This is a genomic window from Streptomyces sp. NPDC091281, assembly GCF_044757425.1.
In the GTDB taxonomy this organism is placed as follows: domain Bacteria; phylum Actinomycetota; class Actinomycetes; order Streptomycetales; family Streptomycetaceae; genus Streptomyces.
In genome coordinates this window covers 1-16,544 of record NZ_JBIVUY010000001.1, presented here as the reverse complement: position 1 = coordinate 16,544, position 16,544 = coordinate 1, and the positions used below count along the sequence as shown (strand labels likewise).

Here is a 16,544-nt window from a genome sequence, read left to right as displayed (position 1 = left end):
GGGCTCATCGTATCGATTCCCGGTCCGCCGCCCAGAGGGTGATCCCACATGCTGGATGGTTTGCGACCGGATCGCGGAATCGGCTGCTCCGCGAGGGTCCGGGCGGGAGGGTGCGGGCGGCCCGGCCGCGGGGTGAGGGGGCGTCCGGTCACGGGGCGTCGGGGGTGGCCGGGATCTCCGGGGCGTCCACGATCCTGACCTCCTCCTCGGTGATCTCGCCGTCCTGGATGCGGTAGGAGCGGAACTGGAACTCGCCCAGGCCGTCGGTGTCGGCGGTGGAGACGAGGACGTAGTGCGCGTTCGGCTCGCTCGCGAGGGAGACGTCGGTGCGGGAGGGGTACGCCTCGGTCGCGGTGTGGGAGTGGTAGACGACGACGGGCTCCTCGTCGCGGTCGTCCATGTCGCGGTAGAGGCGGAGCAGGTCACCGGAGTCGAACTCGTAGAAGGTCGGGGACATCGCGGCGTTGGGCATGGGCACGAAGCGCTCGGGGCGGTCGGAGCCCGCGGGTCCGGCGATGACGCCGCAGGCCTCGTCGGGGTGGTCCTTGCGGGCGTGGGCGACGATCCGGTCGACGAGGTCGCGGGTGATGGTCAGCATGGGCGCCAGGATAAAGGGGGCGCGGGAAGGGGCCGAGGGGGCGCCCGCGGAGGGTCCGCGGGGCTGCCCGCGGCGGGACGGCGGGGGCCCGCCGGGGGGCGTCCGCGCCCGGCGGGCGGGGTGGCCCGCAACGGACGGCGGGCCGCCACGTACCGGGGTTCGGTACGCGGCGGCCCACATGCCGGACGGCGCGCGGCCGGAGGCGCCGGAGGGGTGGGGCGGGCGGCGGGGCGCCACGAGTGCCCCGTGCCCGCCGGACGCCCCGCGGGGAGCCCGGCGGTCCGGTCAGCCCACCTTGGCCGGGGTGGCGTCGCGGCGGGTGACGTCGGGGTTGCGGGACTTCAGGACGGCCCAGCCGATGCCGAGGGCGGCGGCCCAGCCCGCCATGACGTAGAGGCAGACGCGGGAGTCGGCGTCGTAGGCGATGAGGCCGGTGACGAAGAGGAGGAACGCGATGGCGACGTAGGAGCACTTCGAGCCGCCCGGCGCCGGGAACGGCGAGGCGGGCAGCCGGCCGGCCTCGACGGCGCGGCGGTACAGGACGTGGCTGATGAGGATCATGAGCCAGGTCCAGATGCCGGCGGCGGTGGCGACGGAGGTGACGTAGCCGAAGGCCTTCTCCGGGACGACGTAGTTGAGGACGACGCCGATGCCCATGAAGGCGACCGAGACCGCGATGCCGAAGGCCGGGGTGCGGGTGGAGGAGAGCTTCCTGAAGGCGGCCGGGGCCTCTCCGCTGTCGGCGAGGTTGCGCAGCATGCGGCCGGTGGAGTACATGCCGGAGTTGCAGGAGGACAGCGCGGCGGTGAGCACGACGAAGTTGACGATGCCCGCGCCCGCCGGGATGCCGATCTTGGCGAAGGCGGCGACGAACGGGCTCACGCCGGGCGCGAACTCGGTCCACTTGACCACGCACAGGATGACGGTGAGGGCGCCGACGTAGAACAGCGCGATGCGCCAGGGCAGGGTGTTGATCGCCTTGGGGAGGGTCTTCTCCGGGTCCTGGGACTCGCCGGCGGTGACGCCGACCAGCTCGACGGCGAGGTAGGCGAACATGACGCCCTGGAGCGTCATCAGGGACGAGCCGACGCCCTTGGGGAAGAAGCCGTCGAAGGCCCACAGGTTGGAGACCGCGGCGGTGTCACCGGCCGAGCTGAAGCCGAACGTGAGGACACCGAGGCCGATGACGATCATGCCGATCAGGGCGGTGACCTTGACCATGGAGAACCAGAACTCCAGCTCGCCGAAGAGCTTCACGGAGATCAGGTTCACCCCGAAGAGGATCACCAGGAAGACCAGGGCGGTCACCCACTGAGGGACGGCCGGGAACCAGTAGTTGACGTAGATGGCGGCGGCCGTGAGTTCGGCCATGCCGGTGACCACCCACATCAGCCAGTACGTCCAGCCGGTGAAGTAGCCGAAGAACGGGCCGAGGAACTCGCGCGAGTACTCCGCGAACGAGCCCGAGACCGGGCGGTAGAGCAGCAGCTCGCCCAGCGCCCGCATGATGAAGAAGATGATGACGCCCGCGAGGGCGTACATGAAGATCAGGCTGGGACCGGCCTTGGCGATGTTCGCCCCGGCTCCCAGGAACAGGCCGACGCCGATGGCGCCGCCGATGGCGATCATCTGGACCTGTCGGCTGCCGAGCCCGCGTTCGTAGCCCTCGCCGGGCTCCTCGGGCCCTTCCGGACCCTTTGCCGTGTCGACCTGAGCGGAGGTCATTGTGGTGCGCCTTTCTCTCCATGCCGACCCGGGCCTGCGTGGGCCTCGGACCGGTTCTCGATCCCCCCGGACTGATGGAGCGGGGCGAGCGCGTGCGCTCGCCCGTTGCCTGGCCGGCGGTCCGTCGGCTCGGTGGCGCACCCGGCCGAACATGCGGGTGGTGTTCGCCGGGCGGTCGTGAAGATTTATCACGCCCGCAACAGGGGAAATCGAAGGAGAATGTGGCACGCCACACAAGAAGAAGAGGCCAAACCGGACAGTGAAGGGCACAGTCGACCGGGGCGGTGACGTGATCGTTATCCGGATTTGAGCGTCTTCTGAGCGAACAGAGAACCCTCACATCCCGGGGCATATCCCCATGGGATGACCGGCGCGCGGAGGAACGGTGACGGGGCCCGGGACATTTCGGGGCACCGGCCCGGTGAGGAAGGGGTGCTCAGGGCATCAGCGTGGAGACAAGGGTCTCCTGGAGGCCGCCCAGCCACAGGTACGCCATCACCATCGGCTTGCGCGGGTCCTCGTCCGGCAGGCGGAAGAGCAGATCGGTCTCGTCCTCGTCGCTGATCTCCAGCCGGGAGCCGATCGCGAGCCGCAGGTCGTTGAGCGCGCCGAGCCACTGCCGGGACTCCTCCGGCGACAGCTTCAGCACCGCCGCCCCGTCACCGCCCGCGACCAGCGCGTCCAGGGTGCGCACCACGGCGAGGGCGCTCTCCCGCTTGCCCGCGCGCAGGTCGTTCTCGGTGAAGCGGCGGAACTCCGCGGACCGGGCGCGGCGCTCCTCGGCCTCCTCGGGGCCGGGGACGGCCTCGGGGTCGGTGTAGGCGTCGGGGAAGAGACGGCGCAGGACGGGGTCGGCGGGCGGCTCGCTCGGACCCTCGGCGAAGAGTTCGGCGAGCGGGTCGTCGGAGACGTCCTCGGCGGGGCCGGGGCCGATCAGCTCCAGGAGCTGCACGGCCAGCGACCGGATGATGGAGATCTCGACGTCGTCGAGGGCGACGGCCGCGCCGCCGCCGGGGATCGGTTCGAAGTGTCCGGGCATCGGTGAGGTGACTACTTCCGGTCCTGCTGGAGGGTGGCCCACAGTCCGTATCCGTGCATCGCCTGCACGTCGCGTTCCATCTCCTCGCGGCTTCCGCTGGAGACGACCGCCCGGCCCTTGTGGTGGACGTCGAGCATGAGCTTGGTGGCCTTGTCCTTGGGATAGCCGAAGTACGACTGGAAGACGTACGTCACGTAGCTCATGAGGTTCACGGGGTCGTTGTGGACGATCGTGACCCAGGGGACGTCGGGCTCGGGTACGGCGAAGACCTCCTCCGCCGACTCGGTGCGTTCGATCTCCAGGGGTGCGGGTGACGTCACAAGGCCCATGCTGCCACGCGCGACAGAAATCGTCACACCGACGAAAAGGGGGTACGATCGCCGGCATGCGGTACCGAGCGGGGGGACGGCCCCCCGTGTCCCGGCCTGTCCGGGGGTGCCCGGAGAGCGACGGCGAGGAGAGCTTTCGTGAACACAGCGGATCTTGGGCTGCCGGTGGACGTCCCGTCGACGGCGCTCTTCACCGACCAGTACGAGCTGACGATGCTCCAGGCGGCGCTGCGGGCGGGCACCGCCGAGCGGCGCAGCGTCTTCGAGGTCTTCACCCGGCGACTGCCGGAGGGGCGCCGCTACGGCGTCCTCGCGGGCACCGGGCGGGTCCTGGACGCGGTGGAGAACTTCCGCTTCGACGCGGGCGTCCTGCGCTTCCTGCGGGAGCGGGAGATCGTCGACGAGCCGACGCTGGAGTGGCTGGCCTCCTACCGCTTCTCGGGTGACATCTGGGGCTACCCGGAGGGCGAGGTCTACTTCCCCGGCTCGCCGGTGCTGCGGGTGGAGGGGTCCTTCGCCGAGTGCGTGCTGCTGGAGACGGTGATCCTGTCGATCCTCAACCACGACTCCGCGATCGCCGCGGCGGCCTCGCGGATGTCCTCGGCGGCGGGCGGGCGTCCGCTGATCGAGATGGGTGCCCGGCGCACCCACGAGCTGGCCGCCGTCGCCGCCTCCCGCGCGGCCTACGTCGGCGGCTTCGCCACCACCTCCGACCTCGCCGCCGGGTTCCGCTACGGCATCCCCACCGTGGGCACCAGCGCCCACGCCTTCACCCTCCTGCACGACACCGAGCGCGACGCCTTCCGCGCCCAGGTCGACTCGCTGGGCCGGGGCACCACACTGCTGGTCGACACCTACGACGTCACCGAGGCGGTCCGCACGGCCGTGGAGGTGGCCGGGCCCGAGCTGGGCGCGGTCCGCATCGACTCCGGCGACCTGCTGCTCGTCGCGCACCGGGTGCGCCAGCAGCTGGACGAGCTGGGCGCCACCGGCACCCGCATCATCGTCACCTCCGACCTCGACGAGTACGCCATCGCCTCCCTCGCGGCGGCGCCCGTGGACGCGTACGGCGTCGGCACCCAGCTGGTGACCGGGTCCGGGCACCCGACCTGCTCGATGGTCTACAAGCTGGTGGCGCGCGCCGAGTCCGCCGATCCGGCGGCGCCGCTGGTGCCGGTGGCGAAAAAGTCGACCGGCGGGAAGACCTCGGTCGGCGGCCGCAAGTGGGCCGCGCGCCGCCCCGACGCGGAGGGCGTCGCCGAGGCCGAGGTCATCGGCACCGGCCCGGTCCCGGCCGCGCTCGCCGACCACCAGCTGCTGGTCGAGCTGGTCAAGGGCGGCGAGGTCCTCGCCCGCGAGCCCCTGGACGCGGTCCGCGACCGCCACCGCGCCGCCCGCGCCCGGCTGCCCCTGTCCGCCACCCAGCTCAGCCGCGGCGAGCCGGTCCTGCCGACCGAGTACCACGTCGAGGACACCGGCAGCGGCAACGGCAGCGGCACCGGGCGCGGCTAGGCCGCGCGCCGCCCGGAGGGGAGGGGTACGGGGGTACGCGGTACCCCTCCCCTCCGGGCGCCGAAGTCTCTAGGCTCGTCACCTCATCCACCGTCGGAGGACACCCACCATGCGCCGCGCCTTGATCGTCGTAGACGTGCAGAACGACTTCTGCGAGGGAGGCAGCCTCGCGGTGGCCGGGGGTGCCGACGTGGCCGCCGCGATCACCGAGCTGATCGGGCAGGCCCCCGCCGGATACCGGCACGTCGTGGCCACCCGCGACCACCACATCGCGCCCGGCGGCCACTTCGCCGACAACCCCGACTACGTCCGCTCCTGGCCCGCGCACTGCGTCGCCGGGACCGAGGGCGTCGGCTTCCACCCGAACTTCGCGCCCGCGGTCGCCTCCGGCGCGGTGGACGCCGTGTTCAGCAAGGGCGCCTACTCCGCCGCGTACAGCGGGTTCGAGGGCGCCGACGAGAACGGCCTGCCGCTCGGCGACTGGCTGCGCGCCCGGCAGATCGACGAGGTCGACGTGGTCGGCATCGCGACCGACCACTGCGTGCGGGCCACCGCGCTGGACGCGGCGCGCGAGGGCTTCCGCACGCAGGTGCTGCTCGACCTCACCGCCGGGGTCGCCGCCGCCACCACCGAGCGGGCCCTGGAGGAGCTGCGCGCCGCGGGCGTGGAACTGACCGGCAAGCCGGTCGTCCAGGCGTAGGCACGGTCCGCGCGGGCCGGTCCGACCGGACCCCGCGGGCTACACGCGGGCCATCGGGCGGCCCAGCAGGGAGCGGATCGGCCGCCACAGCTCCGGGACGCTCACCGGCGCCACCGCGCTGACAGCGTTGTCGGGGGCGGTGCGCCATATCAGGCCGTCGGGGTGGTGCAGGACGGCCGTGATCTCGTCCGGGGTGGGCGGGGCCGCGTTGCCCCGCAGGTAGACGGCGCGCAGTCCGAGGTTACGCAGCCTGGTCAGGGCGCGCGCCCGGTTCTGGGCGACCACGAGGACGCGGACGGCGGAGCCGTCGTCGGGACCGGCGGCGGCCGGGCTGGGCAGGTTCAGCGCCACCACCACCGTGCCGTTCGGCAGCTTGCAGAAGCCTCCTGCGGCCATGCGGTCACACCCCCGGGACTCGGACTGTCAATAAGAAGAGCACAGGAGGCACCTAAACACGATCGGCGGCGACCCGCCAGGGGGTCACCGCCGATACGCGTCTGAGCTGGGGAAACGTCGGTCAGCCGGCCGAGCGGTCCACCTTGATCTTGATCGTGGAGCCGTCGCGCGGCTCGTCGACGATCCGGATCGAGGTGTTGGTGTCAGTGACCTTGACACCGGCCGCCGGGTTCGACGGGTCGTAGTACGTCGAGCGGCCGTCGTCGAAGACGGAGACGCCCGGACGGGACTTGATCTTGGTGGCGACGTCCGCGTTGTGCAGCGTGAGGGCGTCGGTCCGGTAGGTGCTGAAGGTCGAGTCGAAGGCCTGGATGCGGTTGCGCATCAGGGTGCCGTCCGACCACTTCAGCGGGGCCGGGTGCGCGTCGATCGGGAGGATCAGGCCCTCACCCGGGTGCTGGCTGGTGTTGTCGTCCTTCTGGGAGGTGTCCCACTTCCAGATCAACAGGCCGTTCTGGTACGGGTAGTGCTCCACCCAGTCCGGACGGGTCGTGGAGAAGCCGTAGTTGTACGGGCCGACCTTCAGGACCTTGTCGTACGAGACGTACTGACGGTTCTCCGCGATGTAGTACTGCGCGTAGTCGTCGGTGATGGCCGCGCCGATGCGGGAGAAGCCGTTGGCGGTCCAGGCCGCGTCGGCGGACTCGGCGTCGTCGGCGAACAGGGCGGCGCCGTCGGCGGTCACGGTGATGCGGTCGGCCGCGAAGCCCTTCTGGGCCACGCCGCCGTCGGTGGCGTAGCGGAAGCGCAGGTCGATCTTCTTGCCCGCGTAGGCGTCCAGCGGGAACGTCAGCTGCTGGTAGGCCTCGACCGAGCCGGTGAGGACCGGCTTGCCGCTGCCGTCACGGGGGATGGCGGAGCCGTCGGCCAGCTTGCCGTCGATCGGGGTCCAGTTGGAGCCGTCCGTGGCCACCTCGGTGTAGAGGAAGTCGTAGTCGGTCTCGATGTCCCACCAGGCGTCGAGGGTCAGCGCCGCCGAGGACTTGCCGGTCAGGTCGACCGAGCGGGTCAGGGTGTTGCGCAGGTCGTCGCCGCTGCCGCTCCACCACTGGGTCGCGCCCTGCGCCGGGACGACGACGTCGGTGGTGACCTTCTTCTTCGGCAGTTCGACGATGAGGGCCTGCGGGTTCTTGGTGTTGTGCTCCGCGACGCCCAGCTTGTGGGTCGAGCGCTTGCCCGCCTTGGCGGTCTCGTAGTCGAGCCAGCCGAGCTGGAGCTTGTCCCAGGCGTTCATGTCGCCGGGCAGGTCACCGATGGAGTCCTTGCCGGTGCCGAGCCAGGAACCGGACGACATCAGGGTCCAGAAACCGGTGGAGTTCTCGCCGCCCGCGGTGTCGTACTCGTCGGGCAGACCGAGGTCGTGGCCGTACTCGTGGGCGAAGACGCCCAGGCCGCCGTTCTCCGGCTGGATGGTGTAGTCGCCGACCCAGACGCCGGTGTCGCCGAACTGGGTGCCGCCGAGCTTGTTGGTGTCCGGGCCGGTGGAACCGGCGTCGGTGCCGAAGGCGTACCAGCGGTGGGCCCAGATCGCGTCCTCGCCCTGGGCGCCGCCGCCCGCGGACTCGTCCTCGCCGGCGTGCACGATCTGGAAGTGGTCGATGTAGCCGTCGGGCTCGTTGAAGTCGCCGTCGCCGTCGAAGTCGTAGCGGTCCCACTGGTCGAACTCGGCCAGCTCCGCCTTGATCTCGGCGGCCGTGTCACCGGCGGCCTCCCGCTGCGCGACCCAGGCGTTGACGCCGTCCTGCACCGCGTACCAGGCGCCGGTCGCGGCGTCGTTGGAGCCGTAACGGGCCTCGTTGTAGGGGACCTTGACCCAGTCGGTCACCTCGCCGTCGACCGAGTAGCGGCCCGAGGACTGCTTCTCGTAGTACTTCTTCAGCGACTCGCTCTTCTTGCCGGTGCCGAAGTACAGGTCCTGGAAGTGCTTCTGGTTGTAGTCCGCCTGCCAGGCGGTGGAGTTGTCCTTCTTGCGGTCCGGCTTGGCGATCTGGTTGTGCAGCGGACCGGGGGTGCCGCCGTAGCGGCTGTCGATCTGGTCGCCGAACTCGACGAGAATCGTGAAGATCTTGTCGGTCTTCTCGCGGCCCAGCTCGACGTACTTGCTGTCGCCCTTGCGGCTCTTGAGCTGGACGACCTTGGAGCCGTCGCGGTCCTTGACCGCGGCGGCGCCGGATATGACCTGCTTGAGGGCTTCCTCGCGCTGCGCTTCCTGGCGCTTGCTGAGCGGCCCGTCGAAGTCGTGCGCGCGGGTCTCCGCGGACTGCGGGTCGTGCCGGTCGACGGCCGGCGCCTTCGCCGGCGCGGAGTCGGCGGCCTGCGCCACGGCGAACGTCGAGAACGTCACCGAGGCCGCCGCGAGGGCGACGACCGTGGCGGACGATCTGAACGTCCAGGATCTACTGGTCACTTGAATGCCTCCCCAACGCGTCCTGACGCGCGGCTAGGGGGACCCATGTCAAGGGGTGTCCGCGCGAGGTTATACGCGTGTAGTCAAGTGACGTCATTTGACTACTGGTTCAGAAGAAAAGACAGACCTTGACTTGAACAGGTCAAAGCATTATTGGGAGCACACGTTCGCATTGCGGACATGGAACTGTAACGAGACGGGCGCGTGGCTCCGCTCGCACGGCGGGGCGCATGACTCCGTGCGCCCCCTGTGCTCCGGCACCGTGGGTCAGCTCACGCTTACGGCAAGTTCCGCTCGGGCATGCAGCCGAATAGAGTCGAGCCCGCCCCCGCTTCCGAGGACACGATTGCCATGCCTCGTCCGACTGTCGCACAGCTCACGTACGGTTCCTGCACCGTCATCCTCTCGACGCTCGCCATGCTGCTGCTCTCCCGGGCGAGTTCGGGCTCACTGATCGCGGTCATCTGCGTCACCTCGCTGGCCCTCGGCGCGCTGGTCGCCCTGACGGTCCCGGCACCGCGGCGCCGGACCTCCGTCACCGTGGCCCGCTCCGCGGCCGAACGCCCCGTGGCCGCCCCGGCGTCCGTCTCCCCGCAGGTGCGCGAACCGTCGGTCCGCTGACCCGCACGGCCCGAGGGCCCGCGCCGCTCCGGCACGGGCCCTCCACCCTGTCCGACGACCGCTTGTTCTGACGGATCGTCAGTTCACGGCGACGACCACGGTCTTGGCGGCCTTGTCGTGCAGACCCTGCTTGTACGGCTTGTCGAAGTAGCTCCAACCGCCGCAGATCGCGGTCCAGATGCAGGCGCAGCAGAACGCGAACGGCAGCCACAGCACCAGCGCCCGCACCAGCGAGGTCTGCGTGGACGGCGTCGAGCCGTTGTCCAGGTTCGCGACCCGCATCCCGAGCCACTTCATGCCGAGGGTCTGGCCGGTGCGCGCGATGAGGAAGGTGTCGTAGGCGACGTAGAGCACGGCCGCCACCACCGCCTGGGCGAGGGACTTGCCGACCTCGACGCGGTCGCTGTCCAGGTCGTACTCGTTGACGCCGAAGCCCCAGGTGAGCAGCCACACCACGATGCCGACCAGGATCAGGTCGATGACGCGGGCCAGGGTGCGGCGACCGCTGTCGGCGAGCGGGGGCATCCCGGCGAGCGGGTCGGGCGGGAAGCCGCCGGGGGGCGGAGCGCCGTAGGGGCCGCCCCCGTACGGGCCCTGGGGGCCGCCGCCGTAGGGGTCGCCGCCGCCCGGCGCGCCACCGCCGTAGGGGTCGCGGGGGCCGCCGCCGTTCGGGTCGCCGCCGCTCTGCGGGCCGCCGCCCGCGCCGTACGGCGGGGGCCGGCCGTCGCCCGGTCCCTGCGCGGGCGGGGGCTGCTTCCGGAACGGGTCGTCCTCCGGCGGCTCGCCGCCGGAACCGGGGGGCGGTTCGGTCGTCATGGCCCGAGTCGACCGTGAACAGCCCGCCCCCGCATCCGGCGCGCGGCCGTCCGGGGTACCGGGCCGTCCCCGCACGCCGCGGGGGCCGGGTCAGCCCGCGACGAAGGTGTGCGCCGCCTTGTCGTGCCAGCACTGCCGCCAGGGCCGGTCGAACAGCCCCCAGAGCACGCCGATCACGCCCACCGCGAGGAGGCCGGGCACGCTGTAGACGAGCCAGCGGCGCAGGGCGGCGCCGAACGAGGGCGGCTCGTGGGCCTCGATGTCCCGCACCTCCAGGCCGAGCAGCTTCTTGCCGAGGGTGCGGCCCCACCGCGCGGTGGGCAGCGCCTCGTACACGATCCCGAAGACCAGCAGCACGCCCAGGACGACGCCCAGGTACGCGGAGGTGGTGCCGTCCAGGAGCCACACCGTCACCGTCTGACCGGTCAGCCGGGCCGCCTCGATCTTGGCGTCGACGTGGTCGAGCGCCTTCACGCCGAGCGGGACGGCCGCGGCGGAGGTCACGGCGGCCAGTACGACGGTGTCGACCAGCCGGGCCAAGAGCCGCCGCCCGATCCCGGCGGGCCGGGCCGCCGCCTGCCGCCGGGCGGCGGCCTGGAACACGTCGTCGACGGGCGGCTTCCAGGGCACGACCGGCTGCTCCCCCGCGCCCGCCGCTCCCGCCGCGCCGGGTGCGGCCAGCCGGTGCACCTGCTGCGCCCAGGACGGCTGCCCGCCGCCGGGGCCGGAGCTGAGGGGCGCGCCGTCGGAGGCCGGGGCGGGGCCCGGTGCGGGGGCCGGCCCCTGGGCCGGGACGGAGGGGGCGGCCGGACCGGCGGGAGCGCCGGGGGTGACGGTGGCGCGCTCGGCGGCGGCAAGGCCCGCGCCGAAGCTGGGCTGGGCGGGAGCGGCGCCGGACGCGGCGGCGGCTGCCGGAGCGGGGGCCGGCGCCGGGGCGGCGTGTGGGGGCGCGGCGGGGCCGAAGACGCCGAGGGGGGCCTGCCCGGCGGCGGCCGGGAACGGCTCGCCCGCCGGTGACGGGACGGCCGGGGAAGGGGGGTTCGGGGCCGGGGCGGTCCCCGCCGGGGGGCCGAAGGTGAGGGTGCCGCGGTCGGCGGCGGGAGCCGGTGCGGGGGCGGGACGCGGGTCGGGGTCCGGGCCGGGCTCGGGCTGCCGCACCCGCGGATCGGGGCCGTGGGGGCTCTGGGGGCTCGGGGACGCCTGCGGGACGTGCGACCCCTGTGGCCCTTGCGGGCCTTGTGGCCCTTGCGGGCCCTGTGGGTTGTTGCCCCAGGAGACCCGGCGGTCCTGGTCGCCGCCGAAGCCGGACTGGTGGACGCGGTCGGCGCCCCAGGCCGCCGCCGGTTCGGGACGGCTGCCGTAGGTGTCGGCCGGGACGGGCGCCGGGTCCTCGTCGAAGAAGTGCGGGCCGGTCTCCTCGACCGGGGCGGCCGGGGCCGCGCCCCCGCCCGGCGCCGCGAGCGGACCCCCGTCGGACGGCGCGGGCCGGCTGGTGCCCGGCACCCAGGAGGCACCGTTCCAGTACCGGACGTATCCAGGGATGGACGGGTCCGGGTAGTACCCCTCGCGGGGCCTGTCGTCGCCTGGTGCCGGGGTGGGGGCGCTCATGTCCGTCGTCCCGTATCTGCTCGGGGGTGGGAGGGGGGTCCACATCTATCAGACGGGACCAACGCCCAGCGCCAGTCCTGTCGTACCCACTCCTTTCCGGGCAACCGCGGACAGGTCCCTCACATGTTCGGACCGCCCGCGAAAAAAGTTCTCCGAACCCGCGTAATGCCCGCCTCCCCGCGCCCTCTCACTCGTGTACGGAGCAGAACCGAGAGGAGTACGGACATGCATCACACCGTGGTGGAGCGGGAGCTGGAGATGCGGCTCATCCTGTCGCCGGAGCGCGGTATCCCGGTCCCGGCCCGGCTCACCTACCGCAGCGACGACCCGTTCGCCGTGCACGTCACCTTCCACATCAACTCCGAGCACCCGGTGCACTGGACGTTCGCCCGCGAGCTGCTCGTGGAGGGCGTGTTCCGGCCGTGCGGACACGGGGACGTCCGGGTGTGGCCGACGAAGGTGGAGGGGCGCAGCGTCGTGCTGATGGCGCTGAGTTCACCCGACGGGGACGCCCTGCTGGAGGCGCCGGTGCCCCAGGTGTCGGCCTGGCTGGAGCGGACGTTGCGGGTGGTGCCCCCGGGGAGTGAGGGCGAGCAGCTCGGCATCGACGACGGTCTGGCCGAACTGCTCGCCCCCTCCCCCAGACTGTCCGGCTCGCGCGAGCAGTCCGGGTCCTGGGAGACACCGGGGCCGTGGGACACGCCGGGCGCCTGGGAGCCCGGGTCGCGGGAGACCGGCTCGCGGGACCGGGGGGCGTGGGAGCCGGGGGCGGGGCAGGCGCCGGACGAGCTGTGGCTGCGGGACCCGTGGCCGTCGGACGAGTCGGAGGACGGCGCGTGAGGCGAGATACGGGGCCGGCGGGGCCAGTGAGTGCACGGGGGTGGGTGGGGCCGTCGGGGTCAGAAGAGCTTGCCGGGGTTGAGGAGGCCCAGCGGGTCGAAGACCTCCTTGATCCGGCGCTGCATCTCCACGCCCACGGCGCCGAGTTCGCGGGCGAGCCATTCCTTCTTCAGGACGCCGACGCCGTGTTCGCCGGTGATCGTGCCGCCCAGGTCCAGGCCGAGGGCCATGATCTCGTCGAAGGAGGCGCGGGCGCGGGCCGACTCGTCGGGGTCGGCGGCGTCGAAGCAGACCGTGGGGTGGGTGTTGCCGTCCCCGGCGTGGGCGCAGACGCCGATGGTGAGGCGGTGCTTGTCCGCGATCCGCTCGACGCCCTCCAGCAGGCCACCGAGACGGGAGCGCGGCACGCACACGTCGTCGATCATCGTGGTGCCCTTGACGGCCTCCAGCGCCACCAGCGCGGACCGCCGGGCCTGGAGCAGCAGCTCCGACTCGGCGGAGTCCTCGGCCGGGACGACCTGGGTGGCGCCGGCGGCCTCGCAGAGCGCGCCGACGGCGGCGAGGTCGGTGGCGGCGTCCGGGGTGTCGAACGCGGCGAGGAGAAGCGCCTCGGTGGACTCGGGCAGGCCCATCCGGGTCAGGTCGTTGACGGCCTTGACCGTCGTACGGTCCATCAGTTCGAGGAGGGAGGGGACGTGGCCGCCCGCCATGATCCGGCAGACGGCGTCGCAGGCCGCGGCGGCGGAGGCGAACTCGGCGGCGAGGACGAGCTGGCGCGGCGGCCGCGGCTTCAGGGCGAGGGTGGCCCCGACGACGACACCGAGGGAGCCCTCGGAGCCGACGAAGAGACGGGTCAGGTCGTAGCCCGCGACGCCCTTGGCGGTACGGCGGCCGGTGGACAGCAGGCGGCCGTCGGCGAGGACGACGTCCAGGCCGAGGACGTACTCGGCGGTCACGCCGTACTTGACGCAGCACAGGCCGCCCGAGGCGGTGCCGATGTTGCCGCCGATGGTGCAGGTCTCCCAGCTGGAGGGGTCCGGCGGGTAGGCGAGGCCGTACTCGCCGACGGCGCGGGAGAGGACGGCGTTGACCACACCGGGTTCGACGACGGCGATGCGGTCGACCGGGCTGATCTCCAGGATGCGGTCCATCTTGGTGAGGGAGAGCGCGATGCACCCGTCCGTGGCGTTGGCGCCGCCGGACAGACCGGTACGGGCGCCCTGCGGGACGACGGGGACGCGCAGCGCGGTCGCGGTGCGCATCACGTGCTGCACCTGCTCCACCGTGCGGGGCAGGACCACGGCGGCGGGGGCGCCCGCCGGACAGAAGCTCGCCATGTCGTTGGCGTACGCGGCCGTGACGTCGGGGTCGATGAGGACCGCCTCGGCGGGCAGGCCGTCGCGGAGGCGCTCGATCAGCTCGGCGTGCGGGGGGTGGTGGGGGTGCGGGGGGAGGCCGGGAACACCGCCGGTGACGTCGCCGGAGTCCTCGTCCCGAGGGGCTTCGATACGGCTCATGATCACAGCGTGACACTCACCGCCATCGGTGTGAACCCCATCCACGGCACCCGGCGGATACCCGCCCCGCACCACCCGCCTCCCGCACAGTGATCGCCATGGACAGCCGCCCCGCCCCCACGTCCCCCCAGCCCCCGCCCCCCGGGCCCGGCTCCGAGCGGGGCGGGGACACCCGCCCCTCGGACACCGGGACGCCGGCGCCCACCCGCTCCGCCGACTGGTGGACGGGCCCGGCGGGTGACGCGGACCCCGCGGGTGACGCGCCGGACGCCCGAGGGGAGAGCGGCCCGGACGGGGCCGCCGCGGCGGACACCACGCAGGAGGCCCCCGAGGTGGCGGCCCCCACCCCGGACACGGAACAGGACGCCCACGCGGACGCGGTCCCCACACCGGACACGGAGCGGGAGGCCCCTGCGGACGCGGCCCCCTCCGGGGACGAGGCGGCGGCGCCTTCGTTGTCCGGCGGGCCCGCTGTCCCGCCGGTCCCGGAGGCGGAGGTGGGAGGTGACAGTGCCGCCGGGGCCGTACCGACGAAGGCCGACGCCCCGGACGCCGACGCGGTCGGAAGCGGCGGCGAGACCTCCTCCCGCGACCGGCCCCGCCGGTTCCCCACGGCTCCCGGTGCCTGGCGCCGGGACGGAGCAGGGCGCGTCGGTGACCGTACCGAAGCCAAGGACGAAGCAGAGGCCGAGGTCGAAGCCGAGGTCGAAGACGAAGCCGAGGTCGGCGTCGAGGCCAAGCCGCACACCGAAGCCGAAGTCGAAGCCGACCCCACCCTCAAGCCCGAGCCCGACCCCGACCTCGACGCCACCCCCACCCCCAACCCCGACCCCGACCCCACCCCCATCCGCTTCCCCCACCTCACCCCCCGCCCCTCCCCCGAAGTCGCCGTCGGAGACGGTGGCCGGCGTAGGCGGTGGCTGGTGGGGGGAGCGGTGGCGGGGGTGTGTTCGCTGGTGCTCGGCGGGTTGGTGCTGTGGGCGGGCGGGGAGGAGGCGCCGCGGGCCGCGGCCGGGCCGGCGCCGGGGGCGCGGGCGCAGACGGCCGTACGGAGCGGGGTCGCCGCCTCGCTGCCGGACCTCGCCGCGCTGATCGGGCAGCGGGAGGCCGCCGTACGGGAGCGGCCGGCGGACGCCCGCTCGTGGGCGGTGCTCGGCGCGGCCTACGTCGAGCAGGGCCGCCGCACCGCCGACGCCGCCGCTCTCTACCCCCGCGCCGAGCAGGCCCTGCGGACCTCGCTGAAGGTCCGGCCGAAGGACAACGCCGACGCCCTCACCGGCCTGGCGACCCTGGCCGCCGCGCGGCGGGACTTCCCGGCGGCGCGGGACTGGGCGGAGGCGGCGAAGGAGCGGGCGCCGAAGCGGTGGACGACGTATCCGCCGCTGATCGACGCGTACACGGGCCTCGGGGACACGAAGAAGGCGAAGGCCGCGCTGGACCGGCTGCTGGAGCTGCGCACCGGCCCGGCGGCGCTGGGGCGGGCGGCGGCCGTGTACCGGGACCGGGGCTGGCGGGAGGACGCGGCGGCGGCGCTGTCGGACGCGGCGGCCGGGGCGTCGGGGCCCGCCGAGCGGGCGGCCTGGCTGGAGCGGGCCGGGCAGCTCGCGTTCGAGCGCGGCGACCGCGAAGGGGCCCTGCGCCACTTCGAGGAGGCGGTGCGGCTCGACCCGGACCAGCGGGCCGCGCAGGCCGGGCAGGGGCGGGCGCTCGCCGCGCTGGGCCGGACGTCGGAGGCGCTGAACGCGTATCGGACGGCGCTCGCGAAGCAGCCGCTGCCGCAGTACGCGCTGGAGCTGGGCGAGCTGTACGACGCGCTGGGGATGACGGCGCCCGCCCGCGTCCAGTACGACGTGCTGCGCGAGCGGGTGCGGCGGGACGCGGCGGGCGGCGTCGACGGGGATCTGCTGCTCGGCCGGTTCGAGGCCGACCACGGCGACCCGGCGGTCGCGGTGGGGCTGCTCACCGGCGAGTGGCGGCGGCAGCCGTCCGTCGAGGTCGCGGACGCGCTCGGCTGGGCGCTGCACCGGTCCGGGCGGCACACCGAGGCGCTGAGGTACGCGAGGATCGCGACCGACCGCGCCAAGGACGGCACGGTGCGCAGCGCGCCGTACCTCTACCACCTGGGGATGATCGAGCGGCAGCTGCGGGACGAGGGGCCCGCGCGGCGGCACCTCACGGAGGCGCTGGCGATCAACCCGTACTTCTCGCCGCTGCACGCGCCGTCGGCCCGCCGGGCGCTGAGCGCGCTGGGCGAGCCGACGGTGACGAGCGTGCCGGAGTTCTAGGGAGTGTCTTTCCGATCATCGGATCGTTGGTCTGGTTGTGAGGGATGGGGAGATTTCTGACGCTGCCTGGGCGGTGATGGGGCCGTTGTTG

Annotated in this window: 13 protein-coding genes and 1 pseudogene; 5 read left to right on the top strand and 9 right to left on the bottom strand. The window is 73.2% G+C overall.

Annotation, left to right across the window (positions count from 1 at the left end):
- Nucleotides 1-148 precede the first annotated feature (148 nt).
- The 4 genes from ACIQPQ_RS00070 to clpS all read right to left on the bottom strand — a co-directional run bounded on the left by ACIQPQ_RS00070 (nt 149) and on the right by clpS (nt 3,691).
- Nucleotides 149-598, bottom strand: a complete 450-nt coding sequence (locus ACIQPQ_RS00070; RefSeq protein ID WP_401297650.1) for a Mov34/MPN/PAD-1 family protein — start codon at nt 596-598, stop codon at nt 149-151.
- 285 nt (nt 599-883) lie between these two features.
- Nucleotides 884-2,323, bottom strand: a complete 1,440-nt coding sequence (locus tag ACIQPQ_RS00065; protein WP_401297647.1) for an amino acid permease — start codon at nt 2,321-2,323, stop codon at nt 884-886.
- 436 nt (nt 2,324-2,759) lie between these two features.
- Nucleotides 2,760-3,362, bottom strand: a complete 603-nt coding sequence (locus ACIQPQ_RS00060; RefSeq protein ID WP_401297644.1) for a DUF2017 domain-containing protein — start codon at nt 3,360-3,362, stop codon at nt 2,760-2,762.
- 11 nt (nt 3,363-3,373) lie between these two features.
- Nucleotides 3,374-3,691, bottom strand: coding sequence for an ATP-dependent Clp protease adapter ClpS (clpS, locus tag ACIQPQ_RS00055; RefSeq protein ID WP_383779142.1), 318 nt, complete (start codon nt 3,689-3,691; stop codon nt 3,374-3,376).
- Between the two features lie 138 nt (nt 3,692-3,829).
- On the opposite strand from clpS, the gene ACIQPQ_RS00050 reads away from it, so the two are divergent.
- Nucleotides 3,830-5,203: a nicotinate phosphoribosyltransferase gene (locus tag ACIQPQ_RS00050; RefSeq protein ID WP_401297641.1), complete on the top strand. Its 1,374-nt coding sequence runs from the start codon at nt 3,830-3,832 to the stop codon at nt 5,201-5,203.
- Nucleotides 5,204-5,312: 109 nt separating this feature from the next.
- Nucleotides 5,313-5,903: an isochorismatase family protein gene (locus tag ACIQPQ_RS00045; protein WP_383779146.1), complete on the top strand. Its 591-nt coding sequence runs from the start codon at nt 5,313-5,315 to the stop codon at nt 5,901-5,903.
- 39 nt (nt 5,904-5,942) lie between these two features.
- On the opposite strand, the gene ACIQPQ_RS00040 is transcribed toward ACIQPQ_RS00045, so the two are convergent.
- A complete protein-coding gene (locus ACIQPQ_RS00040) occupies nt 5,943-6,299 on the bottom strand; it encodes a hypothetical protein (protein WP_401297638.1) in 357 nt (118 codons plus the stop codon).
- Nucleotides 6,300-6,420: 121 nt separating this feature from the next.
- Nucleotides 6,421-8,766: an immune inhibitor A domain-containing protein gene (locus ACIQPQ_RS00035; RefSeq protein ID WP_401297635.1), complete on the bottom strand. Its 2,346-nt coding sequence runs from the start codon at nt 8,764-8,766 to the stop codon at nt 6,421-6,423.
- 351 nt (nt 8,767-9,117) lie between these two features.
- On the opposite strand from ACIQPQ_RS00035, the gene ACIQPQ_RS00030 reads away from it, so the two are divergent.
- Nucleotides 9,118-9,387 (top strand): hypothetical protein, encoded by a 270-nt coding sequence (locus ACIQPQ_RS00030; protein WP_401297634.1) that lies wholly within the window; start codon nt 9,118-9,120, stop codon nt 9,385-9,387.
- A 78-nt stretch (nt 9,388-9,465) separates the two neighbouring features.
- On the opposite strand, the gene ACIQPQ_RS00025 is transcribed toward ACIQPQ_RS00030, so the two are convergent.
- Nucleotides 9,466-10,203 carry an RDD family protein gene (locus tag ACIQPQ_RS00025; protein ID WP_401297631.1) on the bottom strand — a complete coding sequence of 246 codons (738 nt, stop codon included), beginning with the start codon at nt 10,201-10,203 and terminating at the stop codon, nt 9,466-9,468.
- Between the two features lie 90 nt (nt 10,204-10,293).
- Nucleotides 10,294-11,811, bottom strand: a complete 1,518-nt coding sequence (locus tag ACIQPQ_RS00020) for an RDD family protein (RefSeq protein WP_401297629.1) — start codon at nt 11,809-11,811, stop codon at nt 10,294-10,296.
- A 225-nt stretch (nt 11,812-12,036) separates the two neighbouring features.
- Here ACIQPQ_RS00020 and ACIQPQ_RS00015 point away from each other — a divergent pair.
- Nucleotides 12,037-12,453: pseudogene (locus tag ACIQPQ_RS00015) on the top strand (SsgA family sporulation/cell division regulator); the annotation flags it as partial.
- A 257-nt stretch (nt 12,454-12,710) separates the two neighbouring features.
- Here the strand turns inward: ACIQPQ_RS00015 and ACIQPQ_RS00010 are convergent.
- The gene (locus tag ACIQPQ_RS00010; protein WP_401297626.1) at nt 12,711-14,168 is read right to left on the bottom strand and encodes an FAD-binding oxidoreductase; all 1,458 of its coding nucleotides are present in this window, start codon (nt 14,166-14,168) and stop codon (nt 12,711-12,713) included.
- Between the two features lie 920 nt (nt 14,169-15,088).
- Here ACIQPQ_RS00010 and ACIQPQ_RS00005 point away from each other — a divergent pair.
- Nucleotides 15,089-16,453, top strand: a complete 1,365-nt coding sequence (locus tag ACIQPQ_RS00005; RefSeq protein ID WP_401299522.1) for a tetratricopeptide repeat protein — start codon at nt 15,089-15,091, stop codon at nt 16,451-16,453.
- The last annotated feature ends 91 nt before the right edge of the window (nt 16,454-16,544 follow it).